Annotated in this window: 21 protein-coding genes; 11 read left to right on the forward strand and 10 right to left on the reverse strand. The window is 56.7% G+C overall.

Annotated features, from left to right (window positions below):
• Positions 1–106: 106 nt before the first annotated feature.
• A complete protein-coding gene (locus ABFB09_RS08555) occupies positions 107–637 on the reverse strand; it encodes an FprA family A-type flavoprotein (protein ID WP_347001084.1) in 531 nt (176 codons plus the stop codon).
• A 350-nt stretch (positions 638–987) separates the two neighbouring features.
• Between ABFB09_RS08555 and ABFB09_RS08560 the strand changes: the two genes are divergently transcribed.
• Entirely contained in the window at positions 988–1,428 is a 441-nt protein-coding gene (locus ABFB09_RS08560) for a universal stress protein (protein ID WP_347001085.1), read from the forward strand.
• Between the two features lie 69 nt (positions 1,429–1,497).
• Positions 1,498–2,907 (forward strand): MFS transporter, encoded by a 1,410-nt coding sequence (locus ABFB09_RS08565; protein ID WP_347001086.1) that lies wholly within the window; start codon positions 1,498–1,500, stop codon positions 2,905–2,907.
• Positions 2,908–3,379: 472 nt separating this feature from the next.
• Here ABFB09_RS08565 and ABFB09_RS08570 read toward each other — a convergent pair whose 3' ends face one another.
• Together ABFB09_RS08570 and ABFB09_RS08575 are read right to left on the reverse strand one after the other, a co-directional pair.
• Positions 3,380–4,186 carry an ABC transporter permease subunit gene (locus ABFB09_RS08570; RefSeq protein ID WP_347001087.1) on the reverse strand — a complete coding sequence of 269 codons (807 nt, stop codon included), beginning with the start codon at positions 4,184–4,186 and terminating at the stop codon, positions 3,380–3,382.
• Entirely contained in the window at positions 4,179–5,135 is a 957-nt protein-coding gene (locus ABFB09_RS08575; RefSeq protein WP_347001088.1) for an ABC transporter ATP-binding protein, read from the reverse strand. The genes ABFB09_RS08570 and ABFB09_RS08575 overlap by 8 nt, the downstream gene beginning before the upstream one ends.
• Before the next feature lie 225 nt (positions 5,136–5,360).
• On the opposite strand from ABFB09_RS08575, the gene ABFB09_RS08580 reads away from it, so the two are divergent.
• Positions 5,361–6,149: a DOMON domain-containing protein gene (locus ABFB09_RS08580; protein ID WP_347001089.1), complete on the forward strand. Its 789-nt coding sequence runs from the start codon at positions 5,361–5,363 to the stop codon at positions 6,147–6,149.
• Positions 6,150–6,219: 70 nt separating this feature from the next.
• Here the strand turns inward: ABFB09_RS08580 and ABFB09_RS08585 are convergent, their stop codons facing one another.
• Together ABFB09_RS08585 and recN are read right to left on the reverse strand one after the other, a co-directional pair.
• Complete coding sequence (locus tag ABFB09_RS08585) at positions 6,220–7,101, reverse strand: DMT family transporter (protein ID WP_347001090.1); 882 nt, start codon at positions 7,099–7,101, stop codon at positions 6,220–6,222.
• A gap of 192 nt (positions 7,102–7,293) precedes the next feature.
• Positions 7,294–9,033 carry a DNA repair protein RecN gene (recN, locus tag ABFB09_RS08590; RefSeq protein ID WP_347001091.1) on the reverse strand — a complete coding sequence of 580 codons (1,740 nt, stop codon included), beginning with the start codon at positions 9,031–9,033 and terminating at the stop codon, positions 7,294–7,296.
• Positions 9,034–9,294: 261 nt separating this feature from the next.
• On the opposite strand from recN, the gene ABFB09_RS08595 reads away from it, so the two are divergent.
• Entirely contained in the window at positions 9,295–9,486 is a 192-nt protein-coding gene (locus ABFB09_RS08595; RefSeq protein ID WP_347001092.1) for a hypothetical protein, read from the forward strand.
• Between the two features lie 163 nt (positions 9,487–9,649).
• On the opposite strand, the gene ABFB09_RS08600 is transcribed toward ABFB09_RS08595, so the two are convergent.
• From ABFB09_RS08600 to ABFB09_RS08610, 3 genes are all read right to left on the reverse strand, one after another.
• Entirely contained in the window at positions 9,650–11,611 is a 1,962-nt protein-coding gene (locus tag ABFB09_RS08600; protein WP_347001093.1) for an endonuclease/exonuclease/phosphatase family protein, read from the reverse strand.
• A 335-nt stretch (positions 11,612–11,946) separates the two neighbouring features.
• Positions 11,947–12,441 (reverse strand): ribonuclease H-like domain-containing protein, encoded by a 495-nt coding sequence (locus tag ABFB09_RS08605; protein ID WP_347001094.1) that lies wholly within the window; start codon positions 12,439–12,441, stop codon positions 11,947–11,949.
• Between the two features lie 553 nt (positions 12,442–12,994).
• Positions 12,995–13,705 (reverse strand): hypothetical protein, encoded by a 711-nt coding sequence (locus ABFB09_RS08610; protein WP_347001095.1) that lies wholly within the window; start codon positions 13,703–13,705, stop codon positions 12,995–12,997.
• A gap of 178 nt (positions 13,706–13,883) precedes the next feature.
• Between ABFB09_RS08610 and ABFB09_RS08615 the strand changes: the two genes are divergently transcribed.
• The 4 genes from ABFB09_RS08615 to ABFB09_RS08630 are packed head-to-tail and all read left to right on the forward strand — an operon-like array spanning position 13,884 to position 16,885.
• Positions 13,884–14,096 carry a hypothetical protein gene (locus ABFB09_RS08615; protein WP_347001096.1) on the forward strand — a complete coding sequence of 71 codons (213 nt, stop codon included), beginning with the start codon at positions 13,884–13,886 and terminating at the stop codon, positions 14,094–14,096.
• 43 nt (positions 14,097–14,139) lie between these two features.
• A complete protein-coding gene (gene ftsA, locus ABFB09_RS08620; RefSeq protein WP_347001097.1) occupies positions 14,140–15,336 on the forward strand; it encodes a cell division protein FtsA in 1,197 nt (398 codons plus the stop codon).
• A gap of 24 nt (positions 15,337–15,360) precedes the next feature.
• Positions 15,361–16,491 carry a cell division protein FtsZ gene (gene ftsZ / locus ABFB09_RS08625; protein ID WP_347001098.1) on the forward strand — a complete coding sequence of 377 codons (1,131 nt, stop codon included), beginning with the start codon at positions 15,361–15,363 and terminating at the stop codon, positions 16,489–16,491.
• Positions 16,492–16,516: 25 nt separating this feature from the next.
• Positions 16,517–16,885, forward strand: a complete 369-nt coding sequence (locus ABFB09_RS08630; RefSeq protein WP_347001099.1) for a hypothetical protein — start codon at positions 16,517–16,519, stop codon at positions 16,883–16,885.
• Positions 16,886–16,978: 93 nt separating this feature from the next.
• On the opposite strand, the gene ABFB09_RS08635 is transcribed toward ABFB09_RS08630, so the two are convergent.
• The gene (locus tag ABFB09_RS08635; RefSeq protein ID WP_347001100.1) at positions 16,979–19,720 is read right to left on the reverse strand and encodes a hypothetical protein; all 2,742 of its coding nucleotides are present in this window, start codon (positions 19,718–19,720) and stop codon (positions 16,979–16,981) included.
• Between the two features lie 218 nt (positions 19,721–19,938).
• Here ABFB09_RS08635 and hemW point away from each other — a divergent pair, with 218 nt between their 5' ends.
• From hemW to ABFB09_RS08650, 3 genes are all read left to right on the forward strand, one after another.
• The gene (hemW, locus tag ABFB09_RS08640; protein WP_347001104.1) at positions 19,939–21,066 is read left to right on the forward strand and encodes a radical SAM family heme chaperone HemW; all 1,128 of its coding nucleotides are present in this window, start codon (positions 19,939–19,941) and stop codon (positions 21,064–21,066) included.
• Between the two features lie 59 nt (positions 21,067–21,125).
• The gene (lepA, locus tag ABFB09_RS08645; protein ID WP_347001101.1) at positions 21,126–22,946 is read left to right on the forward strand and encodes a translation elongation factor 4; all 1,821 of its coding nucleotides are present in this window, start codon (positions 21,126–21,128) and stop codon (positions 22,944–22,946) included.
• A 328-nt stretch (positions 22,947–23,274) separates the two neighbouring features.
• A complete protein-coding gene (locus ABFB09_RS08650; RefSeq protein WP_347001102.1) occupies positions 23,275–24,738 on the forward strand; it encodes a reductive dehalogenase in 1,464 nt (487 codons plus the stop codon).
• A 48-nt stretch (positions 24,739–24,786) separates the two neighbouring features.
• Here the strand turns inward: ABFB09_RS08650 and ABFB09_RS08655 are convergent.
• Positions 24,787–25,031: hypothetical protein (locus ABFB09_RS08655; RefSeq protein WP_347001103.1), on the reverse strand; the 245-nt coding region annotated here is incomplete at its 5' end.

Raw genomic sequence — 25,031 nt, forward strand, 5'->3', positions numbered from 1 at the left:
GGACGTCGCTACTTTTCTGTGGATTCGATGAAGAAAACGCTGGAAGGGGCGCAGGAGGAACCCCTTATCATGGCTTTACAACCTTAATGATTCGGGAAACCACCAATCATGAATTTACACCACTTGACGGGACACTACCCAAGGCATCGCTTGAGAAGAGTATATCTTCTTGACTCAGATGTGTTAGCAGATTGTCCGGCCAATGCAGCATCGGGGCTTCGACAAAACTCAGAGTTCTCTTGCCTAACTGGATGCTGTCTCCGGTCTTGACCCCATGAAGCGGCCAGGGGTGCCGGTGGTGACGGGGGAAACTTTCCATGCCCCGTTCGGAAACCACTACCTGCGCATTTGGGCAATGGGCCATGATTGCAGGAAGGGCGCCGGAGTGGTCGATTTCAGCGTGACTGGCGACGACTATGTCGATTTTGGCCGGGTCGATGACTTCCTTGATGTGCTCGATCAATACATCCCGGAAGGGTCCCCATACCGTGTCGATCAGGGCAACCTTGTTATCGACGATGAGATAGGCGTTGTAGCTTGAGCCGTGCAGGGTTGACAGTTCATGGCCGTGGAAACGCCGTAAAGCCCAATCTACTGCGCCCACCCAATAGACACCGTTGGCGATTTCCGTGATCATATTGCCTCCTGTTACCTTAATCGATCTTGGCTGATATTTCGAGTTTGCCTATACCCAAATATTGTACCCGATAATGGTTAGACCCCAAAATATATTGTCTAAAAAGTAATAATATTAGGTAATAGGTAAAAATGTCTATCAATAGTCAATAGTAACAAAGGGGGCCAAAATGGAGATTTGCAATATGGTACTAGTTCCGTTATTATTATGGCCAACATATCTTCGGAGGAGGCGAAGTTACCCCGGGCCTAAATCCAACAGGCGAGGCTCAGTTGTGTAAACTCGCTCTAGTCTCGTCCTTGGCAATTCTTCCGGTAGTAACAAAAATTCTCACAGAAAGGAAGGTAAGCATGTACAAGAAGATTATGGTCCCGCTGGATGGGTCCAAGACCGCTGAAGTTGTTCTTCCTCATGCCAAAGCACTGGCTTACGCTGAAGGGGCTGAGATAGCTCTTTTAAACGTAGCGGCAAATCCCGCCCAGGAATTCGCCTTTGAAGACCCGGCCATTGCCGGATACTCCGTTGCGGAGCAGGAACAAAAAGCGAACAAATACATGACCAAAGTCTGCGACGAGCTGAAAGCCGCGGGCTTCAAGGTGTCATGCCATCTTCGTTCAGGTTCTCCCGCCAATACTATCCTTAAAGTATCAGAAGAACTTGGTGTCGATGTCATCGCCATGTCGACTCATGGCCGCAACTGGCCGGCCAGTTGGCTGATCGGCAGTGTGGCGGAGCGTGTGGTACGACACTCCAAGGTCCCGGTGATGATGATCCGGGCTCCTCAGTCATAACAGGTTCTACTTGATTTCGTGCAACTTGGATCAAAAATAATCTGACAAGAATTTCAGAAGGGAGGGATCATGGCAAGCATAGTTGATTCTGCCAAAAATGGCGCAACCAGCCTGAAAAAGGTCATCTTTGCCTCGTCCGCCGGTACCATGATCGAATGGTACGATTTTTACATCTTTGGTTCCCTGGCAACTGTCATTTCCAGCAAGTTCTATGACACCGGCACCGAGGTCGGCAACGTCATCGCTTTCCTCGCGACCTTTGCCGTTGGTTTCATCGTGCGCCCCTTCGGTGCTATCGTCTTCGGTTATATCGGTGATCTGATCGGTCGAAAATTTACCTTTTTGGTCACCATGGGCATCATGGGTCTGGCCACATTCTCCGTCGGCCTGCTGCCAACCCAGGAAACCCTGGGCGTCTGGGCCGGTATTATCCTTATCACCTTGCGTATTCTTCAAGGTCTGGCACTTGGCGGTGAATACGGTGGTGCGGCCACCTACATCGCCGAGCATACTCCGCATGGCCGGCGCGGCTTCTTCACCAGTTTTATCCAGACCACCGCTACGCTCGGTATGTTCTTATCGCTGGGCGTTATTCTATCCACAAGGTTGATCCTGGGCGCAGAAGATTTCGATGCTTGGGGCTGGCGCGTTCCGTTCCTTATCTCGATCTTTCTTATCGCTATCTCGGTCTGGATTCGGCTTTCGTTACGTGAATCTCCCATGTTCCAGAAACTCAAGGACACCAAGACCGTATCTAAGAACCCGCTCAAAGAGAGTTTCGGAAACCCTTACAACCTGAAATGGGTGGCTTTAGCCCTATTCGGCGCCACTATGGGCCAGGGCGTCGTCTGGTACACCGGTCAGTTCTTCGCCTTGTTCTACCTGCAACGTAAAGACATTTTCAATGTGCCGCTGGTCGATTCCAATATCATCGTTGGCGTCGCTATCCTGGTAGCCACCCCACTCTTCGTCTTCTTCGGTTGGCTGTCGGATAGAATCGGCCGGAAAAAGATCATGCTCACCGGTATGGCCCTTGCCGTCCTCACTTACTACCCGATATATGGCGCTATGGCGGCATTCGCCCCGGTGGATACCCAGCAGCATTTCCTGTTCAGCTATGTCGGTTACAACCCAGTAGCCTTATGTGCCTTGGTGTTCATCCAAGTGGTTTATGTGACCATGGTTTACGGTCCTATCGCCGCCTTCTTGGTTGAGCTTTTCCCGACCAAGATCCGCTACACGTCAATGTCTTTGCCGTACCACATTGGCAACGGCGTATTCGGCGGCTTGGTGCCCATCTTCGGTCTGGCGCTTATCAACGCCACCGGCAATAACTATGCCGGTCTTTGGTGGCCGATGGGTGTCGCAGCGGTCTGCTTCTTTGTCGGTCTGTTCCTGGTAAAAGAGACCAATCAGGTCGACATCGACGATGCCACCGCCTCCTTTGGGGCAGTGGATAAGGCCAAAAAGAAATTCTAAACTAGTAACTGGAACAAGTTCCGGATGAACCGGGGGGTGGTTTTCGCCACCCCCCGGTCTTTTTATGGAGGTTGTAGTTCGGTACAAAGCGGAGATGGATCACTGCAATGACATCTTCAGGTAACATCGCCAAGTGAGCCAGTAGCATATGGAAACAGGAGGCAACGCGTAACGAGTGGGGCAAGGGAACGGAGGAATGATTCCGGTCGTGGGGTCTTTAATCCAGGCGTTCAGAGCACAGTTACTTGCACCGGCAGGATTCACCTGGTCACGGACAAAGACGCCTGGACTACCTTTGTAACCAAAACCCCATGATTTTCTTACATAGTGTCCCATTGGGGCGCTATAGATGGGCATATTAGAATTCGGCCAAGGGTTCCGTTGATGCCGCGATGCTCAAGTCGAGGCAAAATGTTTCCCAGTTCCTAAATGAACTGGATCATACTGCGAAATCTCATTCGGATAAACCGGTTTACAACTCTTCCCGATGTATTCGATGGAGAGCGATATAAATAAAAAGCACGGAAAGACTCAATGTCATGATCACTGTCAGTGGCCAGTAGGGAGTCTCGGCGGCGATGACTAAGCTGGAACCGATTTCCATCAGGCTGCCCGGCAACAAGTATGGCAGCCACTCAGCAAGATTTTGAAGGGCACCGATCAGGAAAAGCTGTATCAAGATCAGCGCCAACGGAATGCCCATGACCGCTACCCGGCTGTTGAATATCGTTCCCAGCATCAGGGAAAGCGAGACATAAAAAACAACCGCCAGGATAATGGTGAAAACGGCGCTGATAAAACCCGTTATCGGAATCATCGCGTGCTGTGCCAATGACAATTGACCGAAAGCGATGATTGCCTGCAAAAATACCGCCGTTGTTAAAATACTGGATGTTATTGCCAGAAACTTGGCGATTACAAACCCGGTTCGGGAAACCGGTTTGGAGAGAACCCAGGCCGCGGTACCGGATTTTTTTTCACCGATAATGGCGCCGGAAGTGATCACAGCCGCGCCCATGGGTACCAGGACCCCCGAAAGCAGAACATAGGTGATAAGGCTGGTAGTGGCCAGTTGAGTGTTGGAATCCACCAGTTCTATGACCATAGCGAGGATCATATTTATCAGGACCATCCACACCAGGCTGTGGGATAATAGAGTCCTGAGATTCCAAACTCTTTCGAGTTCGCGTGTCATTACATTATTGAATCCGATGCGCCAACCTTTAGCCTTTACAAGTTCCAGTTCAGCAGCGTCGTGAAAAACAGTTACTTCAGCCACCGCTTTCTCCTTCCACCAGACTCATGAACACTTCTTCGAGATGATGCTTGCGGCGGCCAAAGTCGACGACGAAGATTCCATCGGAGTTCAACGCCAGGCGCAACAGATTGCCTTCGGCCATTTCTATGTTGTTTACGGTGATATCCCAGGTACATTGGCCATTGTTCGAACTTCGTGAAACACGCTCAACCCACGGTTGGCCACTCAGCGTTCCATGCAGCGTCTCGCCGTCACCACGGGTAACGAGTGAATAAGAAGAATCTTTGTCAGCCAGCAGTTTCTCGATGCTGGACTGGGTTACCAACTGACCTTTGTTGATGATGATTACTTCGTCGCTGACCCGCTGAACGTCAGCCAAGATGTGAGTGGAATACAAGATCGTGGTTTTCTGCCGCAGTTGCATCAGGAGTTCCAGTACGTCGCGGCGGCCCATCGGATCGAGTGAAGCTGCCGGTTCGTCGAGGATGAGTAGATCCGGGGCATGAATATAAGCCTGGGCGATGCCCAGACGCTGGCGCTCGCCGACGGAAAAGCCTTTGATAGCCCGGTCTGCGATACGTGTCAGGCTGACGATATCCAATGTTTCGTCGATGCGCTTTTCTATGAGGTCCTTCGGGCCTTCGTAAAAGAACTTGCAGACGAATCTCAGTGTCTGCCGCGCTGTCATGTATTCGTAAAACCTGGGGTCCTGGGCGAGATATCCGATACGTTTGCGGATATTGACACTGTCGTCGGCGATGTTCATGCCGAAAACGGTGGCGGAACCGCTGGTGGCTTTCTGTAATCCCAGGAGTAGCTTGATGGTGGTCGTCTTGCCGGCGCCGTTGGGGCCCAGGAAGCCGATGATGGCGTTTTCCCGGACGTTGATGTTGAGGGAATCGACGGCCGTGACTTGTTCATCGAAGACTTTGGTCAGGTCGGTGGTGCTGACAACGACAGCCTCGGCCATGTTATGAATTCTCCCATCCAAGTTTTGAACAGAGGTGATACCTTGGGAACCGGATAAACTTTATGATTAAACCCAACTTTTGTCAAGGAGGACTTAAACGTAAGAATCACCTGGGGGTAAAAATATTTCATAATTTAAGCCCAATCGTATAATATATGGGTGGCGTCATATTGACGGCGGTCAACGACAGGGGAAGGCGGCGCGCAAGAATAACAGGAGGCGTTTATGGGCGGCGAAGTTCTGGTACTGGGTATCATCGCGATGGGCACCTGGCTTATTCCTTTCTTCGGTCTGCCCATACCCATTATAGGTTTGGCATGGGGCATCATGCTCTTGCGGCGGCGTCCGGCCAGAAAGGGCATGACTATCAGCGGCATCGTTCTCAGTTCCATCGGACTGTTCCTGTCGGTCAGTTACACGATCATCTCGCTGGTCGGTTCGCCTCCGGATATTTTCAACGTCTCGAACGGTCAAAGCGGCCTCATCAATCTTCCAGCGCCTGGTTCAGTGGACTGGAAGGCCGACGGAAAAATCGAATCCGGGGAATATGAAAACTCCGAGTCATCTAATTCCGGTTTCCAGGTTTTCTGGCGGACTGACAGTCAATTTGTCTACCTGGGATTCAGTGCGCCGACCGAGGGTTGGGTAGCCATCAGTTTTATCGATGATCTGCGCTCCGGAGGCATGGATACTATCGCCGGTTATGCCGATGTGGCGGCACAGGGTCATATCTTCGATCTGTGGTCGGCGACACAGCCCAACGGCGTTTCACAGAATGACGACCAGCAGGGCGGCCAACTGAGTCTGCTCGATTGGGCGGTGCTGACCACCGTGGACGATGAGGATGAGACCACTAGTACCGTCGTGGAGTTCCGCCGGCGGATCACAACCGGCGATGCCTACGATATTCAACTGCTGCCCGGGCCCAATCTCTTCATTTGGTCTTTCGGCACCACCGATGATATCAAGACCAGCCCGTCGGACAAGGGTTATGGGGTTATCGAGCTGGACTAACGGGGTTAAACAAACAGCGGACTTAGAGCGGGCGGTCTTCGGACCGCCCCGTTTTGCGTATCTCTGCCGGTTAGCGCACACTCCTGGCGGTGATGATGACACCGGCCAGGGCCAGCAGGCCTCCAAAGCCTGCCAGTAACGTCGGCACTTCTCCAAGCCAGAGCAGAGCGATGAAGGTGGCCACGATGGGGTTGAGGTACATGAAGCTGGTGGCTACCGAGGCCGTGGTGCGAGTGAAGACATAGTTCCAGGTGACATAGGCCAGCGCCGCCGGGAAGACGCCCAGGTAGATGACGGACAGCGTCGGGCCGGATGCTGCCGCAGGCAGCTCAGCGATGAGATCCGGCAGGAAGACGAGCATGAAAAGGGTGCCTGCCCAGAAGGCGTAGCAGGTGACCTCAAGCGGTTTATAGTACCGCAGCAGCCGCTTCTGGATGATGAAATAGATTGAGGTGCAGAAAGCCGCCAGCAGGATAAGAAGCGCTCCGGCCTCCAGTTCCAGGTGACCGCCCTCCCCCAGGGCGATCAGCCCGATGCCGCTGAAACTCACGGCGATGCCCAGCCACTGCCTGCTGCGGATGCTTTCTTTTAAGGTCAGTATCGCCAGGAGGCCGGTAAAGATGGGCACGGCGCCGATGATGAAGCTAGCCGAGGCCGCGGTTACGGTCAGTTCCCCGTAAGCCAGCAGGGTGTGATACACGGTGATGCCGATCAACCCTCCGCCGACGATCCACGGCAGGTCACCGAGCCTCGGCCGCCGGACGCCTTTGGTTAGCACGGCATATACCCCCAGGGTGACCGAGGCCACCAGGAAGCGGAACAGCACCAGCGCGCCCGGACTGTAGCTTTCCAGCCCGGCGCGGATACCGGCGAAGGACGACGCCCAGAATACCAGGGTTACGCCGATGGCGATCAGGGCGCGGCGATCGAAGGTGGGGGGGTTATATTGCAAGGTAAAAACTCCAATATTTTGCGAATGACCAATAACCAAGATACAAGTTACAAACAAATCTCAAATCCCAATATCCAAATTCCAAACATGTTTCGGTCATTGATATTTGGTTATTGGTGCTTGTTTGGTTCACCGTGACTGGCTCACCATGAATGGTTATTGCATCTTGTATCTTGTATCTACTGGCCCGTATCAAACGAGGCTTTCCAGGAAGCGGGCGGCTTTGTCCAAAAGTTCCCTTGCGCCTTCGCCGGAGGCTTTGGAGTCCGGGTCTCCGGAGAGCATCAGGGCCAGTTCCTGCACCCGCTCCTCTGCTTCGATGCGGTCCAGGCGGGATGCGGCTCGGTTGCCGGCGGTGTCCTTGCGGACGCTGAAATGGTGGGCGGCGTAGCAGGCGATCTGCGGCAGGTGGGTGACGCAGATGACCTGGTGGGACACGGCTAACGTCGCCAACTTGCGGCCGATGACATCTCCGGAGCGGCCGCCGACGCCGATGTCGATCTCATCGAAGATGAGGACGGGGGAGCGGTCCGCCCGCGCCAGCGCCGTCTTGACCGCCAGGGTGAAGCGGGACAGCTCGCCGGTGGAGGCGATCTTCTCCAGCGGCTTGGGCGGCTCGCCCGGATTGGTGGCGGCTAAAAACTCCACTTTGTCCGCCCCGCTGTTGTTATAGGCCAGACTTCTACCGTCCGGTGTCGGCAAGCCGTCCGCCCGCTCCTCCGCGGTGACCGCTATCCGGAACAGTACCTTCTCCATGCTCAGGTCTTTAAGCTCCCGGTTGACCGCCGTCTCCAGCACCGCCGCCGTTGCCCGTCGCTTGTCCGAAAGTCCTAAAGCTATGGACCCCAGTTGCCGCCGCTTATCTTCAAATTCATGTCTCAACCAGTCGATCCGATCATCGGCGCTTTCCAGGTTGGACAGATCCTGCCGGGCTTTTGCGGCGAAGGCCAGCACACCGGCGATGTCCGCGCCGTACTTGCGCTTGAGGTCCCGGATCAGCCCCAGCCGGTGCTCTATCTCCTCCAGCCGCGCCGGGTCGAAATCCAGCCGGGCGTTATAGGAGCGGAGGTCCCGGGCGGCCTCGTCGAGAGTGAAGAGGGCTCCCTGCACCGCCGCCACCTGGGCGGAGAGGGACGGGTCGATATCCGAGAGCTTTTCCATGGCCGAGAGTGCCGCCGATACGCGGGCGGTGGCCGGGGTTTCGCCGGGAGAGTCGTCGCCGTCAAGGGACCGGACCGCCTCAAAGGCCAGTGCCTTGAGCTTCTCCGCCGAGGCCTGGATACGACGCTCGTTCTCCAGTTCTATGTCCTCGCCATCGCACAAAGAGGCGCGTTCGATCTCCTGAACCTGAAAAGCGAGGTAATCCCGCTGCCGGGCGCGGTCCACCATGCCCGCCGCCAGCTCGTCGATCTGTTTCTCCAGCCGATGCAGCGCCTGGGCTGCCTGCCCGAAGGTTTGCCTTAGTTCCGCCGTGCCGGCGCTGGCGTCCAGGAAATCCAGGTGACTGGCCTTGTCCAGCAGGGATAAGTGCTGGCTCTGGCCGTGGATGTCGATAAGTTGCCGCCCCAGCTCGGTGATCAGGCCGCGGGACACGGTATCGTCGTTGAGCCGCATCGCCGCCCGCCTGCCGCGCTTCAAACTGAGCGACACGATGAGTTGGCCTTCCTCGTCCGGCACAATGCCCTTGTCGCATAACCACACCGCCAGGTCCGGCCTGAGGGAAACGTCGAAGACGCCTTCCAGCCGGGACTCTTCCGCCCCGTGGCGGACGGCGGGCTCCTCCAGCCGGCCGGACAGTAGGGAGCTCACCGCGTCCACCACCAGCGACTTGCCGGCGCCGGTCTCACCGGTCAGCACGTTCAAGCCCGCGCCGGGCGTCCAGTCGAAATCCTCGATGATGCCGAAATTTCTGACGCGTAAACGTAACAGCAAGTTTAAATATCTACCCTTATATACTGGGGGTAATTTTGGCATAAAAGGGGGAAGGGCACAAATGGAGGCCTTCGGAGAAGGTCGAAGTTCCAAACGGGGGAGATGAATACTACCAATAACTCTGGTGGGTTGCCCCCCCAAAGCTGAAAGCTTGACAGCTAATATTTATTTTCCAATCCCGCCAAAATCCCATTGACAATCCGCCCTCCCCGGCCTTATTCTATATCCAGCGATGAGTAAAGATAGAACAGGAGTATCTTGTTGAGTCAAGAGATGGAATCAACTGAGCCCCGCCGCTGGGGCGGTCAACCTGACAATCAGAACACCCGCTCCCATGGCTTTTATTCGGGTTATGCCCGGAGTCTCCGTGCGGCCAAAGAGGAGAAAGCCCGTCGGGCGGCGCGAATTTCCCCGGAGCCCGGATTCGACTCAAATATCGAATCTCACGTTTAAGCTAAAGCTGAACGCCGGAATTGTTTGGAAATTTACGTTTTTGACCTACAGCGATGTCACCGCCTCAACCACTATTAAAGACTCGTCATCGACTGAGACTGGGGTGACCGTCAGAGAACACTGATGGCTGACAGCTGATAGTTTGGGATTTCGGAGCTCACTGTCAGTCTTCTATCGTCGCCGTTACGCCGAGGTGGTCGGAGGCGGTGCCGGTGATGAGGGAGACGCCGGACCAGGTGAGGTCCGGGGAGACCCAGATGTAGTCTATCCGCTGGTAGGGATCGTCGGAGCGGAAGGTCCAGGCCGGGGGGGGCTCCAAAGAGAGCATTACGTCCCTGAGACCGGCGGCGCGCAGGAGCTTGATCTCAGGGTCGTTGGGTTCCGCGTTGAAGTCTCCCATGATCACGGAATCCGAGGTATTGCCGAAGAACTCAAGGAGCGCGGCTACCTGGTTGACGCGGGTGTCCGAATCCCCCTCGACATGGTGGAGGTGGATGTCTATGACCTGGAAGGTCTGGCCGCCGACCTCGATAATCATGGAGATGAAGGAGCGCTCCAATGGCAGGCCTTCTGAAGGCAGCGGGACGTTGATTGCCGAGATGACGGGGTAGCGCGACAGGATGGCGTTGCCCCAGAACGAGCCGGAGGAAGGACCGAAGTAGTAGGGCATATCCAGCCGCCGAGAAAGCCATTCCAGCATGTCGGTGCGGCCACTGACCAGCCAGCCGCGGGATATCTCCTGGAGGGCGACGACGTCAGCGCCGCTGCTCTCTATGTTGCGGGCCAGGGATTCCAGATCCAGCCAGCCGTCTGCGTTGAAGCCGTTATGCAGGTTGTAGGTCAGGACGCGCAGGGGGTAGCCGGTGTCTTCCGTTTGCGGCGACGGGGCGGTGAAGAGAAGGCCTGCCGGCAGTAGGAGCGCCAGAATGCCGACGATGAAGCCCGAGGTCCACTGACGCTGTCCGATGCGGAGGCGCGGACCCATGTGGCGGAGTGAGGCCATGGCTCCGCCGGCTACAAGCACCGCGGCTATCATCAAGAGGATCGAGTTGTTGTAGGGCAGGGAAATCTGGTAGACGGCGTAATAGCCCAAGATGAAGATCACCAGGAGCGTCATGCCGATGCCATTAGCCAGGGGCAGGCTCATGGAACTGCCGCGACGGGTGGCGGCGGGTAGTCCGGTGAGGATGACAAAGAAGAGCTGGGTGGCCGCCACCTGGCCGATGAACAAGAGCACCGCTTCCAACCAGCCGGTGAGGTAGGGGAAGAAGATGAAGGTCACCAGCAGCCCGGCGGAGAAGAGCGAGATGAAGTAGACGGCGTCCTCACGCAGGGAGTGGAAGAAGTAGGCGGCCATAATACCGGCGACCTGCGCGGCGGCGATCCACAGGAAGGCGTGGCCGGTGCCCCAGCCGGTCAGGGTGGACAGAGCGGGGATGTTCTGGAAAATGAGAAGCTGTAAAAAGAGGTAGGGGCCGATGGCCAGCCAGGCGCCGGCCTTGCCCTTGAGGCGGGAGGGCAGAGTGGGGTGGTAATCCCGGCAGTAGCCGAAGGTGAGCCAAGCTAGCGCCGCGGCAATGACGGTGGTGACGATGATGGGAAGGGGGGTCTGCTGCCAGGCGAGGTCCCAAGTTCCGGCGGCGCCGTAGATCAGGGTGTCCAGGGCGAGGCCGCCGAAGAAGCCGCCGGCGAAAAGAGGCATTGAGGAGTTGTCACGGCGGCGGATGTCATCCAGGTAGACTGGCAGGAAGATGACGAAGCAGACGACGGCCAGCGCGGCCAGCGCTATACCGAAGAGTGGTGCGCCCGGCCAGAGTTGCAGCGCCAGCCGTAAAAAGATCAGTCCGCCGAGAGTGACGCCGACGATGGCCCGGTGGTCCAGGTGGCGGCGCAGGGGGATGGCCAGAAAAGCGGAACCGAAGATGAGGAGGGCGATTGTGCCGAGGATGAAGGCGTCCAGGCCGTGGGTGTCGCCGAGGGTCCAGGTGAGGCCGGGCACCAGCACGCGGATGCTCTGGAGGCCGAAAACCATCGCCAAGGCGGGCAGCCCGACGGCGGAGACAGCTTCCGGCAGCTCTACGTCCAGTCTGGAGAGGATTTCATCGCGGCGCACGGACTTAATCATACCACGTCTCATATTGAGTCGCGAGTTGCGGGTTGCGAGGTGTGGATGTGGATTTCATAACACTGTGATTCAGGCAACGATTGGGACGGGAAAGGTATGCCGTCGTTTCCACCGAAACGGAGAGGACATGATACGGAGATTGTCTATTAACCGTCATCTTGAAGAAGCGGACGATCAAGCAGTCAGTCTCGTTAAACGTCGAATTGAAGTTCTCCGCTGCGCGCAGAAAGACAATCAGCTCTTTTTGAGACAGGCTGCACGCCGTGTTTCTATGCTGCCCGTATAAATTCGAAGCGGCGGGGTATTGGACCCTAAGATAAAATAATTTCCCGAATCTAGGTGACGTGGCGGCGGAGGATCTTGAGGTTTTGGGTGTCTTCTTTATTGTATTCCAGGAGGGTTTCCAGGGCGGCGGCGTCGTAGTCGTTGATGTAACGCCACCAGAGGCGCACCGCCTCATAACCGTTGACGTCCGGCAGGCGGCGGCGAATGCCCAGCGCCGGTTCGATTTTCTTGAGCCCACCGCGCAAGCCTTTGTGGTGGCAGTGGTGCATCAGGTCGCAGTGGCCGAAACCCTCGGCCAGGAGGTCGATGCCCAGACGGTGGCGGATGTAGGGGAGGTCGAAGCGGGCGCCGTTGAAGGTGTAGATGGTGTGGACGCCCTGGAGGGCATCCAGCAGCGCCTCCGCGGTGATGCCGTCGCCGACGAGCTGGACGAATTTTTCTTCTGTACCGCGGCAGAGGTGGATGCCGATGACGGTGATAGGGCAGGCGTCCGGGGAGAGTCCGGTGGTCTCTATGTCCAGGTAGGCGTCGCAACGGTCGGTCATGGGGATATTATATCAAAAAGGAGGTGGGTGTTATGGAAAAGATATATAGATTACATAACAGGGCGATAGACAAGCTAAATACGACTTATTGCGAACCTCTTTTAGACGTGAATTCGGCATTTTCGGAACATAAAAATCATTTCGGATTTCGGAATTTGGGCCATTTGAGGTTGGATTCGGTGTGGTATGCCTTCAGCAGGGAAATCGGGATCGTTTCGCTACGGCTCACGATGACGACTCGGCGGAGGATGAGTCGCTGGTTTTGAACCTTTGGTTTGTGAAATTTCGTTAAAAGGATCTTCGTTTCTGCACTTTGGAAAACGAATCAAAATATTTTTCACCAATACCTCTACGTATCGCTAATCTATCAATGTCCCCAATCGGTAGTGTTTGAGTTGGTAGTATTGGTAGTATTGGCTCTCCACGTTTGGTGATTGGAATTTTTTAATTTGGATATTTTTGGATATTGTTTAGAGTCCGCCCAGTTCCACTGAGTCACCACTAAGTGAGCCGAGTCGAAGGGATTTGGATATTCGGATTCAGGCCCGGTGGTTTAGTCTCTGGTTCTAACTTTCTGTTGCAGCTTGTCGAAAGCTTCGAACCAGCGGAGTTTGATCTCATCGGTCCAGGTGGGGTCGAAGGCGGGGAACATGTTGAGGAGGGTCTGATTGACCGAGGGTGCGGTGGGGCCGTCTTCCGTGGAAGGTGACGCGGTCTCCGTGTAAGGGTTGTGCCCGTTGTTGCCGTTAGCCGACGGGGGTGGCGCGGTTTTTTTTGGTTTGCGGGCCGGGGCGGAGGTCTTTAGGATCTTTGACTTGCGGGTTACGAACGGCGACAGGCCGATGCCGGCGTCTTCCGCCAGGCCGATGTAGAACTTGATGCACTTGCGTCCGACATCCGTGGTGATCTGGAAATTTTCCCGGAGTTTTTCTTCGAGCTGGGAATAGGTGGCGGCGGCAGGATCCAGTGCCTCTATAAAGAAAGGATAGGCTTCCTGGGTTAGTTGCTGCAACAATCCGGCGCGTTGGGGACCCTTGGCGAAGACGATCTGGCGGAGGCGGAGGGTGGGGACGCCGGTGCCGTCTATCAGTTTCAAATATTTCAGCGCGGCGATGAGCTGGCCGCCGGTGGAGCCGGACAATTTATCGCCCCAGAAGCTGCGGTCGATGCGCGACGGCACCGCGGCCTTCAGCCCGTCCAGGAAATTCCAGAACGTGCGGTAGGACACATAAGGCGGCAGCGTCTTGGTAACAGGTGAAGTCATAGCTGAATGCCTCATTTTATGCCAGAAGGACAAAAATGACAAGCCCTCCGGGCAACGAAAAGGACAAAATATTTTTTATTTTGGAAACAGCAAGGACGAATTTGGACAGTTTTTGACGGGTGCTTAAAGGGGAGTTTAAGATAGCTGCAAATTCTTCCAGAAAGGCGGAAAAAACCTCATGGGAACAGCAATCGACTACCAGAAACTGATGACAGAGATCGTCTTCATTAACTTGCCTGGTCCGCAGGAACCACAGCCGGGAATGAGCGGTGGCGAACTGCTGCATGGATTCCTGGCGGAACTTAAAAGAGCGCCAGACGCCTCTACCAAGGCTTTCATCGACAGTGTAGCAGCCAAATGGAGCGTTCGTTTCCGCGAAGGCGGCAAATAGGATCACCCCGGAAACTCCGGCGATACCTTTATAAGGAGACAACATGAAAAAATCGAGACTTTCGGCCATTGATGTCGGCACCACTAAGGTGTGCACCATCATGGCTGATGCAGATGAAGCCGGCATCCGGATCCTCGGCGTCGGTGTGACGCCGTCTCGTGGCCTGCAAAAAGGCATGGTGGTCAACTTGAACGAGGCGCGCGACGCCATCAGGCGGTCCATCATCATGGCGGAGCAGTCGGCTGGATACAAGATAGACGCGGCTACGGTCAGCATCACCGGACGACATATTCACTCCACCAACAACCGCGGCGTCATCGCTATCTCCCGTAAAGAAGAAACGGTGCGGCCTGCCGACGTCAACCGAGTGCTCGAAGTGGCCCGCAACGTCACCATCCCCGGCGATCGGCGACTGCTGCACCTGCTGCCCCTGTGCTACACCGTGGACGGCCAGGAAGGCGTCAAGAACCCGGTGGGCATGCACGGCTTCAAACTGGAAGTCGAGACGCATATGGTGACCGCTTCCGCCACCTCCGTGGAAAACCTGATGAAATGCGTCAAGGGCGCCGGCGTGGAGATAGACGAAATGGTCTTCAGCCCGCTCTCAAGCGCCGAGGCGACCCTGTCCACCGACGAGATGCAAAACGGGGTGGTCCTGGCCGATATCGGCGGTGGAACGACCGACATCGCTGTTTACAAGGACGGCAATATTATCCATACTTCCGTACTGCCGGTGGCGGGCTACCAGATCACCCACGATATTTCTGTCGGTCTCGGCGTCAGCTGGGAACTGGCCGAAGAGATCAAAATGCGCTACGGCTCGGTTTTCCCGGTGGCCGGGGATAACGAGCAAATGTTGTCCGAGGGTGGCCACTCCTTCCCGCATTCCCAGCTTTCAGAGATCATCCGTTCCCGCGTGGAGGAGATGGTCCGGCTGGTGTTGCTGGAACTGCCCACCGAAGACTATCAGAACCTGTTGCGGGCTGGCATGGTCATCACTGGTGGCAGTGCTAACCTGCCCGGCTTAGCCGAACTGGGCGCCGAGGTGACCCGGCTGCCGGTACGGGTCGGCATGCCGCCGACGATGTACGGCGTTTCCGAGCGACTCGGGGATCCGGCCTTTGCCACCGCGCTGGGACTCATCATGTGGAAAGCCAACGACCGCACCGAAATTCCGATCCGGGCTAACACCGGCGGTTCTGGCGGCGGTAAATTCCTGGGTCTCTTTAAGAAAAAATAAAACGGAAGAATATTAGGAGAGAACATGGCTAAAACTATCTATGTCCCCAGCGGCGCCAAGATTAAGGTTATCGGTTGCGGTGGCGCCGGTTGTAATGCCATCACCCGCATGGTGCGTGAGCAGATCCGCGGTGTCGAATTCGTCGCCATGAATACCGATGCACAGGCACTGGCTATCACCGAAGCCCCGATGCGGGTTCAACTGGGCGAACGCTGCACCCGCGGCCTGGGAGCCGGCGGCGATAACAAGATGGGCCGTAAGGCTGCTGAAGAGAGCCGCGAAGAGATCAAGCAGGTAGTCGGCGAATCCGATATGGTCTTTGTGACCGCGGGCATGGGCGGTGGCACGGGTACCGGTTCTGCCTCCGTGGTGGCTTCCATCGCAAAAGCCACCGGCGCACTGACCATTGCCGTCGTCACTAAACCCTTCGGTTTCGAGGGGACGCACCGCACTCGGGTGGCCGAAGAAGGCATCGCGGAACTGATGGAGAATGTGGATACGCTGATCCTGATCCCGAATGACCGTTTATTTGAAATCTGCGATCAGAAGACTGGCGTCGACGGCGCGTTCCGCATGGCCGATGAGGTACTGCACCACGGCGTGCAGTCCATTGCCGAGGTCATCACCGTTCCCGGCATCATCAACCTGGATTTCGCCGATGTGCGCTCGGTTATGAAGGATGCCGGCCCGGCCTGGATGAGCATCGGCCGTGGTAAGGGCCAGAAACGCGCTATCGATGCCGCCAAGCAGGCGCTGACCAGCCCACTACTGGATGTGTCTGTGCAGGGCTCGAAGGGCTGTATTTTCAATGTGGTCGGTGACAGCTCGCTGACATTGTTTGAAGTCAATGAAGCCGCCGACATCATCCGGCAGGCGGTGGATCCAGACGCCAATGTCATCTTCGGCGTCAACGTCGACGATTCCATGAAGGACGAAGTGCGGCTGACGCTCATCGCCACCGGTTTCGCCGACAAGAACACCACACTCGACAGCCGCGATAAAGAGATCACCCGGCTGCTGCGCAATATCAAAACGGAGAAAGAACTGGAGATCCCGGCCTTCCTGCGGCAGCGAGGCCTCCTGGGCGCCCCCCGCCGGACAGAACCGGCCCGCCCGGCCTCGCCCGTTTCAAATAGCTACCAAAAGCGTTGGTAACCCGGTTTTTCCCTTAGACGATGGGGTGGCGGTTGGTTCCCGCCACCCCGCCTGGAGTAAAGAGATGGACAACGGTATCGACCGGTTGGAAATACAACAATTCATGCGGCAGTTTGCCGGGGATTACGAGAGCCGGGAGATGCTGCGGCTGTTAGGCCGCCATCCGTTCACCCGGTTTAACCGGCTGGCCCTGGCCGACAGCCTGCACATGCGGCTTGGGGATGTCGACCGGGCGATCGACCAGCTTAAGGAAAAAGGGCTGTTGGTTACCATCGAGAACCAGCCGACGGCGCTTTATGCCCTGACCGGGACGGCGCCGTGGCACGATATCGTCAGGAAAACGGCGGCGCTGGATTACCGCCAATTCCTGGCCGAGACGAAAGCCACTTACTAGAGATTTTATCCGCCTCCTCAATAGAAAGAAACCGGCCGTCGGGACTCCTCCTCCCTCGACGGCCGGTTTCTGTATTTGAGTAATTGCCGGTTGTTACCGGATAGCCCCTAGGGCGACGGCGAACATTACCGCGGCCAGGACTATACTGAGGTTGATGACCACCAGCAGCGTGATCCAGGTGCCGCTGGTGAGCCGTTTGATGACCGCTTTCACCATGGCCTCTTCCGCGAGAGACATGGCTTCCTTGGCCGCGTTGCGGGCGGAAGAAGCGATGTCCGCGGCTCGGGCTGATGCTTCCTGCGACGATTTGGCTGATTCCTCGGCGGCGCGGGTGGCGGTGGCGGCGGCGGAACGGGCGGAAGCATCGGCACGCTCCGCGCGGTCAGAGGCTTCATCCGCGGCTTTCTTGGCGGTGGCGGCGGTGATCTCTGCATGTTTGGCGGCGGTTTCCGACCGAGTGGCGGCTTCAGCGGCTGATTTGGCGGCCTGGTCGGCGGCTTCTTTAGCAGCGCGGGCGGCTTGATCGGCGGCGTGTTTGGCGGCGGCTTCAGCCCTGGCGGCGGTCTCAGCGGCCGTTTTGGCTGCGGCTTCCGCGGCGGCGATGGCGGATCGACCGGCTTCTTCGGCCTTTCTGATGGCTTCTGCCGCGGCGCTTTCCGCACGAGCGGTAGCTTCCTCGGTGGTCTTTTTGAAACTGGTCATAGCCGCCTGGGCGGCGGCTTCGGCCGCTTTAGCCTTTACCGAGGCATCATCGACGGCTTGCCGAGCGGCGGCTTCAGCGCGTTCCGCGGCCTCGGCGGCGGTGCGCACGGCTTCTTCGGCTGCGGCTTTGGCCGCCTGAGCGGCCTGGGCAGCGGCATCGCGCGCGGCGGCTTCGGCGTGTTCAGCGGCCCCTTCAGCGCTGTGAATGGCTTTTTCAGTAGCTTCTTTGGCGGCAGCTTCCGCCCGAGCGGCGGCTTCCTGTGCCGCCAATGCCGCGTTTTCACCTGATTCTTTAGCGGCTAGGGCGGCGCTTGTCGCCGCTTTCATGGCCTGCTCGGCAGCTTCACGGGCGGCTTTGGCGGCCGCTTCAGCGGCTTGCATGGCCAGCGCCTCTGCCTTAGAAACGGCGTCGGCGGAAGCCTGGGCGGCTTTTTCACCGGATTGGCTGGCGGCCAAAGTGGCCGCGGTGGCGGCGGTTACGGCTTGATCCGCAGCTTTTTGAGCTGCGGTTTCCGCCCGTGTAGCGGCTTCCAGCGCGGCTTTGGCGGCTTTGTCACTGGCTTCCCGGGAGGTGATACCGGCGGTTTCGGCCTGCTTGATGGCGGCGGCCGCGGCACTTTCCGCCCTGGCGGCAGCTTCGTCGGTGGTTTTCTTGAAACTTATCATGGCGGCCTGGGCGCTTTTGTCGGCGGCTTCCGCTTTGTGGGCGGCGTCTTCCGCGGCCAGGCGGGCTAAACGGGATAATTCCGAGGCCCTGGAGGCGGCCTCTTCAGCGGATTTCTTGACGGTCTCGGCGCGGAGATTGGCTGATTCAACGGTGGTGGTGGTCAGGCGGTCGGCGGTTTCACCGGCAGTATCGATCAGATTGTCGGCGGCCTCATCCGCCAGCTCCGCTTTGGCCTTGGTATCCACGGCGACCTTGTAACCGCGGTTGGCGGCTTCCTTGGCGGCCAGTCCGGACTCACTGACGCCGGCAGCGGCATCACCGCTGATGGCGGTGGCTGCTTCCAGGGCGACATCCCCGGCAATATTAGCTAGTTCACTCCGGCGAGCGGTATCCTCGGCGGCGCGAAAAGCGGCGGCGGCGGCTGATTTGGCGGCGCGGCCGGCTTTGAGGGCCTGCAGCACTGTTTCCCGGTCGGGATTTTTGCCAAGCGTGGCGGCGGCGGTTTTGGCGAATTTAACCGCTTCGTCTGCTCTTTTACCAGCAGCCAGTGCTTCCTCGATGGATTTTTCCAGGGCTTCCCTGGTGGTCATGGCGGTCAATTCCGCGCGGGCGGCGGCTTCCTCCGCGGCGCGGGCGGCGGCCTGGGCGGACTCACGGGCGGCCATTTCTACATCCTGCGCCTTGGCGGTGGCTTCTTCAGCAGCGTATTTGGCGGCCCTGGCGGTCTTTTCAGCCTGGGCGGCGGCTTCCTCGGCGCGATGGGCCGCATCCGAGGCGATCTGCGAGGCTTGCTCCGCGGCATCTTTAGCAGCGTTGGAAGCGGACTCAGAGCGGGCGGCGGCGGCTTCGGCTAGCTTGCGGGCGGCCTCAGCCGATTCCAGCGCCCGGGCGGAGGCTTCTTCGGCTTTAATTACGGCATTGGCAGCGGCGGCCTGGGCGGCACGGGCGGCGGCTTCGGCTTTACCCGCTGCTTCTTCCGCGGCGGCACGGGCGGCGTCGGAGGCCAGTTTGGCGGCTTCAGCCATTTGCTTGGCGGCCAGTCCGGCGGCTTCAGCGCGTTTGGCGGCTTCATCAGACACTTTGGCCGATGCTTCAGCGGCACCTTTGGCGGCGATGCCGGCAGATTCAGCGCCTTTTTTGGCTTCATCAGCTTTGCTTACCGCTTCATCGGCGGCTTTCTTGGCCTCGGTGGCGGCGGAAGCGGCAGCCCGGGTGGCCTGCTCGGCGGCTTTCTCCCCGGCCTGGCGGGCTTCGATAGCCCGGGTTTCGGCTTCTTTGGCCGCTTGGGTGGCATGTCCGGCGGCGCCGGCTGCCTGCTGCGCGGCGGCTTCCGCCTGACGGGCGGCTTGCGCGGCGGCGCGGATGTTGGCATCCATCTCATCAAGGATCTGCGGCAGGGGCTTGGTTAGGATCTGGGGTCCTTCTTCAGGAACCTGGGGTTTGGTGTCTTTATTGGCAGGTACCATTTTTTCTCCTTTTCGAAAACTAAAGCATTATGCCCATCGTTATTTCACATCAGGTTACAGTGAATGAAATACTACCAAGAGTAACTGCCAGTAATTTAACCCTCAAGCTTTAGCCTGTCAACTGCCGGACAAAGCTGAATATAGTGAATTATACTCCGGATAAAAGTGCGTGGATATAGCGGATTGTGTTATACTATTGACATAATAAAATATATATGATGGATCTTTCTCTTTATCTTCATATACCCTTCTGCCGCCGCCGCTGTTCCTATTGTTCATTTTATTCTTCCGCCGGCAAGGAAGCGAAAATTCCGGCATATATCGAAGCCTTAATGCGGGAAATTGAACAAACGCGTCTTCCGGCTAGAAGGGTGAATACCATATATTTCGGTGGAGGTACGCCGAGTCTTTTGAGTTCATCCGATATCGGTCGGATACTGCATTCGATTCATAACCAGTACGATATCGCCGATAAAGCTGAAATAACCCTCGAAGCCAATCCCGGTACAGTCGATGAAGCTTATCTGAGATCAATCAGGGAAACGGGCGTCAACCGCCTGAGTCTGGGGATCCAGACCCTGGATGCCGCCGAACTCAAATTCCTGGGTCGCAGCCATTCAACTGAAGAAGCGGCACGAACGATACGGCAGTCCCGGCAGGCCGGACTGGACAACCTGAACCTGGATTTCATCTACGGCCTGCCCGGCCGAACCATCGACAAATGGGACCGAATGCTGGATACTGTCATCGGGTTTGGCGCCGAGCATCTTTCCTTGTACGGACTGACGCTGGAGGACGATACGCCGCTGGTTGGGGCGGTGGGGCGGGGCGAAATAACGGCGCCGGACGCCGACGCCGCCGCGGAAGAATACGAACTGGCGGCAGAGAAGCTGGGGGCGGCGGGATACCGGCAGTACGAGATCTCCAACTGGGCGCACCCAGGGTTTGAAAGCCGTCATAATACGGTGTACTGGCGGCGGGGCGAGTACCTGGGGATGGGGGTGGCGGCGCATTCGTTCATCGGCGGAGAGCGAATCGCCAACTCCGATAATCTGGATGAGTACATAGAGGCATCGGCCGCCGGCAAAGCACCGTCCCGTACCATCGAAGTCATCAGCCAGGAGACCGCTCTGGCCGAGGCGGTAATTCTTGGTTTGCGCCTGTGCGAAGGCGTGTCTCTTGATGACATTGACCATGAGTTTAGTATAGACTTACAAAGCCGATTTACGGCTGAAATTGCCGAGCTTTCGTCTTTAGGGCTTGTTGAGATCGAAGACAGTAGTTTGAGACTCACCGCCAGGGGGAGGTTGCTGGGCAACGAGGTGTTTGTCCGGTTTTTAACCTAATATCGAATACCCGAAATATCTTTGGATTTCATGCTTAGAATCATCATATAAGGAACCCTATGGAACAGTGCTTCATTCGTAATTTCTGCATTATCGCTCATATCGATCATGGCAAGTCGACCCTGGCCGACCGGCTTATCGAGAGCACCGGGGCCATGCGCCGCGAGGAGATGAGCGAACAGGTGATGGACCGCATGGACCTGGAGCGGGAGCGCGGCATCACCATCAAAGCAAAGGCGATACGCTTGAATTATAAGGCGGCCGACGGCAAGATGTATCTTTTAAACCTCATCGATACGCCCGGCCATGTCGATTTCTCCTACGAGGTATCGCGCACCCTGGCAGCCTGCGAGGGTGCGGTGTTGGTTATCGATGTTACCCAGGGCATCCAGGCCCAGACCTTGGCCAACGTTTACCTGGCCATGGAAAACGAACTGGAGGTCATCCCGGCGCTCAACAAGATAGACCTCCCGAGCGGTGAGCCGGAAAGGGTGATGGACGAGGTAAAAAGCGTCCTGGGTTACAGCGAAGCTGAAACGCTCAAGATTTCCGGCAAGTCCGGCATGGGCGTGCCCGAACTGCTGGAAGCCATTGTGGCCAGGGTGCCGCCGCCCAGCGGCAGTCCGGAAAGCCCGCTGCGGGCGCTTATCTTCGATTCTCATTATGACCCCTATAAGGGTGTGATAGCGTATCTGCGCGTGGTGGACGGGAAGATCAACGACGGCGACCGGCTCAAGCTGATGGGCCAGGGCACCACACTGGAGGTGCTGGAGGTGGGTTACTTCAACCCGAAAGAATGCCCCGTGAAATCACTCTCCGCGGGGGAGGTCGGCTATATCGCTACCGGTCTCAAGACGGTGGGGGACTGTTCCGTGGGCGATACCGTCACCTCCGTCGCTAGTCCGGCCGTTGAACCTCTGGCGGCATACCGGCCGGCCAAACCCATGGTTTTTGCCGGAATTTATCCGACCCAGGCCAGTGATTACCACGAACTGCGCGAAGCCATGGAGAAACTTAAACTCAACGACGCATCGTTATCGTCCGAAATGGAGAACAGCCCGCTGCTTGGACATGGATTTCGCTGCGGTTTCTTGGGATTGCTGCATATGGATATCGTTTATGAGCGGCTGGAGCGGGAGTTCGGGTTATCGCTTGTGGTCACCGCCCCCGGGGTGAACTATGTCATCACCAAGACCAACGGCGACGTAATATCGGTTATCAACCCGTCGGAACTGCCGGTGCCTACCGATATCACCCGGATAGAAGAACCGTGGGTCAAAGTGCGGCTACTTACACCGTCGAGATATATCGGGGCGATTATGGAACTGGAGCGAGAGAGCGGGGGTATCCACCGTCATACCGAGTTTCTGGGTCACGACCTGGGGATTGAGGGCGCTCAGCGGGTGCAACTGGATTACGATATGCCGCTGCGTTCCATGCTGACCACTTTTTATGACCAGTTGAAGAGCCGATCCAACGGATACGCCTCACTCGATTACGAGTTTGACGGCTACCGGGACGCGCAACTGGTCAAGATCGACATCCTGGTTAACAACACCCTGGTGGACGCTTTCAGCCGCATTGTACCGCCGGATCAGGTGCACGATATGGGCAAAGCCCTGGTGCACAAACTCAAAGAGGTCATTCCGCGACAGCTCTTCTCCATCCCCATTCAGGCGGTGGTGGGCGGGCGCATCGTTGCCCGTGCCGATATTTCCGCCAAGCGCAAGGATGTCTTGGCCAAGTGCTATGGCGGCGACATCACCCGCAAGCGCAAACTGCTGGAGAAGCAGAAAGAGGGCAAAAAGAAGATGAAGTCCATCGGCCAGGTGGAAGTGCCCAAAGAAGCCTTTTTCAGCGTGCTGAAGACGGAGATTTAACCATTCTCGCCTAATCGATTTTGGGCTTATATCAGTACCTGCAGGGTCCCTTCAAATCCACTTTGCCGATCCAGGCGCAAACCGGGAACGACGGGATGAAGGAGAACCGATTAGCCTCGATTTATCGTTCAGGCCAGTGACTCTTGCTTTGGCGTAAACCAGAGATCAACTCTGCGCGCTCAGCCATCACCCACGCCGCAGTTAACACCGCCGCCATAAATTTAGGTATGTGCTATGGGGCAAATTACGTAAAAATACTAATATAATTTTTTAACTCCTGTAATTATAATGTTTGCAAGAATCCAGGCAATTTGCGGGAGGGAAAATTATGAAGCAATTTCATTCCACGGTTTCCCGGCGTGATTTTATGAAGGGATTGGGGCTGGTCGGGGCGGGGTTGGGCGCTGCATCGCTGGCTGTGCCGGTTTTTCGTGATCTGGACGAGGCGATCTCTGACAAACGAGCGGTAATGAAGCGCCCCTGGTGGGTCAAGGAAGTTGACGAGATGACCACCGAGGTTGATTTTACGGTGATGCAGCGCTTTTCCGAGGGCGAATCCATGCGCGGTTCACGGATTAAACGATTCGAGGAGGCGCGGCTGACGCGTCCGGAGGAAGTAGACCGTTATAATCGCCTTCAACAGGCGGCACCGGGAATTACCAAACAGGGTATTCTAGATAACACTCCGGGTTTGACATTGCGAGATCAAGCCATCGGTACGGCGGCTGCCGGTAATATCAGGAGCGCCACTGGTTATCGTGGTACGTTTCTAAACGAGATGAAGACATCCACCCCGGAAGTCCGCGGTGTACCAAAGTGGGCGGGCACTGATCCTGAAGAGAACCTGCGTATGCTGACCACTATCATGCGCGGTTTCGGCGCGATGTCGGTCGGTTCATGCGAAGTGATACCGGCAACCACCCAAAAATTCGTTTATTCCCAGGAACCAAGCTTCCAGCAATTCATCCATTTCCGGGACGTCGATGCACCGATTGCCAATGAGACCGAACATGTCATTCCCAACAGCTATCGCTGGGCTATCACCTATGTCGTCCAGGAATCGGTGCAGGTGAGATTAATGGAAGGCCACTCCCAGGGTTTTGCGCCTCTTTCCCGCTATGTCCGCGCACCCATAATCCAAGCCGGCGTTCAGGAATTCCTGAGGGCGATAGGCTATGACGCAGTTGGAACTGACGGCAATTCACTGGCTATCGCACCAGCATTCACCACTTACACCGGCCTCACCGAAATGAGCCGGCTGAACCGTGGTTTTGCTCCGGAATGGGGCCCGGCGCTAGGCGGGTGGGCAATGATTACCAACTTGCCTTTGCCGGATACCCGGCCTATCGACGCCGGGATGCTGCGTTTCTGCGCTACGTGTCTGAAGTGTCGCGATGCTTGTGGATTCGGTGCGCCCAACGAAGAAAAAGAACCGCAGTGGGCCCCGGAGGGGCGTCAAGCAGGTCTGTATCACACTCTGGGTAAGAAAGTTTATTGGGATGACCAGATACTTTGCCAGTCATGGAAAGCTATCCCCGGGGCTTGTTCCAATGGTAGGTGTTTTGGTGCCTGCGTTTTCAACAAACTTGAGAATGGAGCCGCGATTCACAACATTGTGAAAGGCACGGTTTCGACTACGGGTCTGTTCAATGGGTTCTTCCGCCAGATGGATGATCTTATGGGTTACGGACCTGGACCCAATGTTGATGGTCCTAATCCCCGGGTGGCGGAATACTGGGATAAAGAGATGATGATCATGGGTATCGATACTCATATCGGGTTCAATCCCTGATTACACGGTCTGAATCTTAAGTTTAAAGTTGAGGGGAGAGTTCTCCCCTCAACTTTGTTGTAGGATGGCCGGTATGTTAATATTTTGTATCTTTGGAATTGGAGTTTGAATTTCATGACTGAGTCGCATAAGCCTGTTTGTTATATCGTCGGGAGGTAGTGTCCCGTCAAGTGGTGTAAATTCATGATTGGTGGTTTCCCGAATCATTAAGGTTGTAAAGCCATGATAAGGGGTTCCTCCTGCGCCCCTTCCAGCGTTTTCTTCATCGAATCCACAGAAAAGTAGCGACGTCC

This window comes from Dehalogenimonas sp. THU2 (assembly GCF_039749495.1).
Classification (GTDB): domain Bacteria; phylum Chloroflexota; class Dehalococcoidia; order Dehalococcoidales; family Dehalococcoidaceae; genus Dehalogenimonas.

Excerpts from the sequence above, each read along its gene's own strand:
- ABFB09_RS08555 (WP_347001084.1), bottom strand. The coding sequence starts at position 637 with ATGATCACGGAAATCGCCAACGGTGTCTATTGGGTGGGCGCAGTAGAT.
- ABFB09_RS08560 (WP_347001085.1), top strand. The coding sequence starts at position 988 with ATGTACAAGAAGATTATGGTCCCGCTGGATGGGTCCAAGACCGCTGAA.
- ABFB09_RS08565 (WP_347001086.1), top strand. The coding sequence starts at position 1,498 with ATGGCAAGCATAGTTGATTCTGCCAAAAATGGCGCAACCAGCCTGAAA.
- ABFB09_RS08575 (WP_347001088.1), bottom strand. The coding sequence starts at position 5,135 with ATGGCCGAGGCTGTCGTTGTCAGCACCACCGACCTGACCAAAGTCTTC.
- ABFB09_RS08580 (WP_347001089.1), top strand. The coding sequence starts at position 5,361 with ATGGGCGGCGAAGTTCTGGTACTGGGTATCATCGCGATGGGCACCTGG.
- ABFB09_RS08600 (WP_347001093.1), bottom strand. The coding sequence starts at position 11,611 with ATGATTAAGTCCGTGCGCCGCGATGAAATCCTCTCCAGACTGGACGTA.
- ABFB09_RS08605 (WP_347001094.1), bottom strand. The coding sequence starts at position 12,441 with ATGACCGACCGTTGCGACGCCTACCTGGACATAGAGACCACCGGACTC.
- ABFB09_RS08610 (WP_347001095.1), bottom strand. The coding sequence starts at position 13,705 with ATGACTTCACCTGTTACCAAGACGCTGCCGCCTTATGTGTCCTACCGC.
- ABFB09_RS08615 (WP_347001096.1), top strand. The coding sequence starts at position 13,884 with ATGGGAACAGCAATCGACTACCAGAAACTGATGACAGAGATCGTCTTC.
- ftsA (WP_347001097.1), top strand. The coding sequence starts at position 14,140 with ATGAAAAAATCGAGACTTTCGGCCATTGATGTCGGCACCACTAAGGTG.
- ftsZ (WP_347001098.1), top strand. The coding sequence starts at position 15,361 with ATGGCTAAAACTATCTATGTCCCCAGCGGCGCCAAGATTAAGGTTATC.
- ABFB09_RS08635 (WP_347001100.1), bottom strand. The coding sequence starts at position 19,720 with ATGGTACCTGCCAATAAAGACACCAAACCCCAGGTTCCTGAAGAAGGA.
- hemW (WP_347001104.1), top strand. The coding sequence starts at position 19,939 with ATGGATCTTTCTCTTTATCTTCATATACCCTTCTGCCGCCGCCGCTGT.
- lepA (WP_347001101.1), top strand. The coding sequence starts at position 21,126 with ATGGAACAGTGCTTCATTCGTAATTTCTGCATTATCGCTCATATCGAT.
- ABFB09_RS08650 (WP_347001102.1), top strand. The coding sequence starts at position 23,275 with ATGAAGCAATTTCATTCCACGGTTTCCCGGCGTGATTTTATGAAGGGA.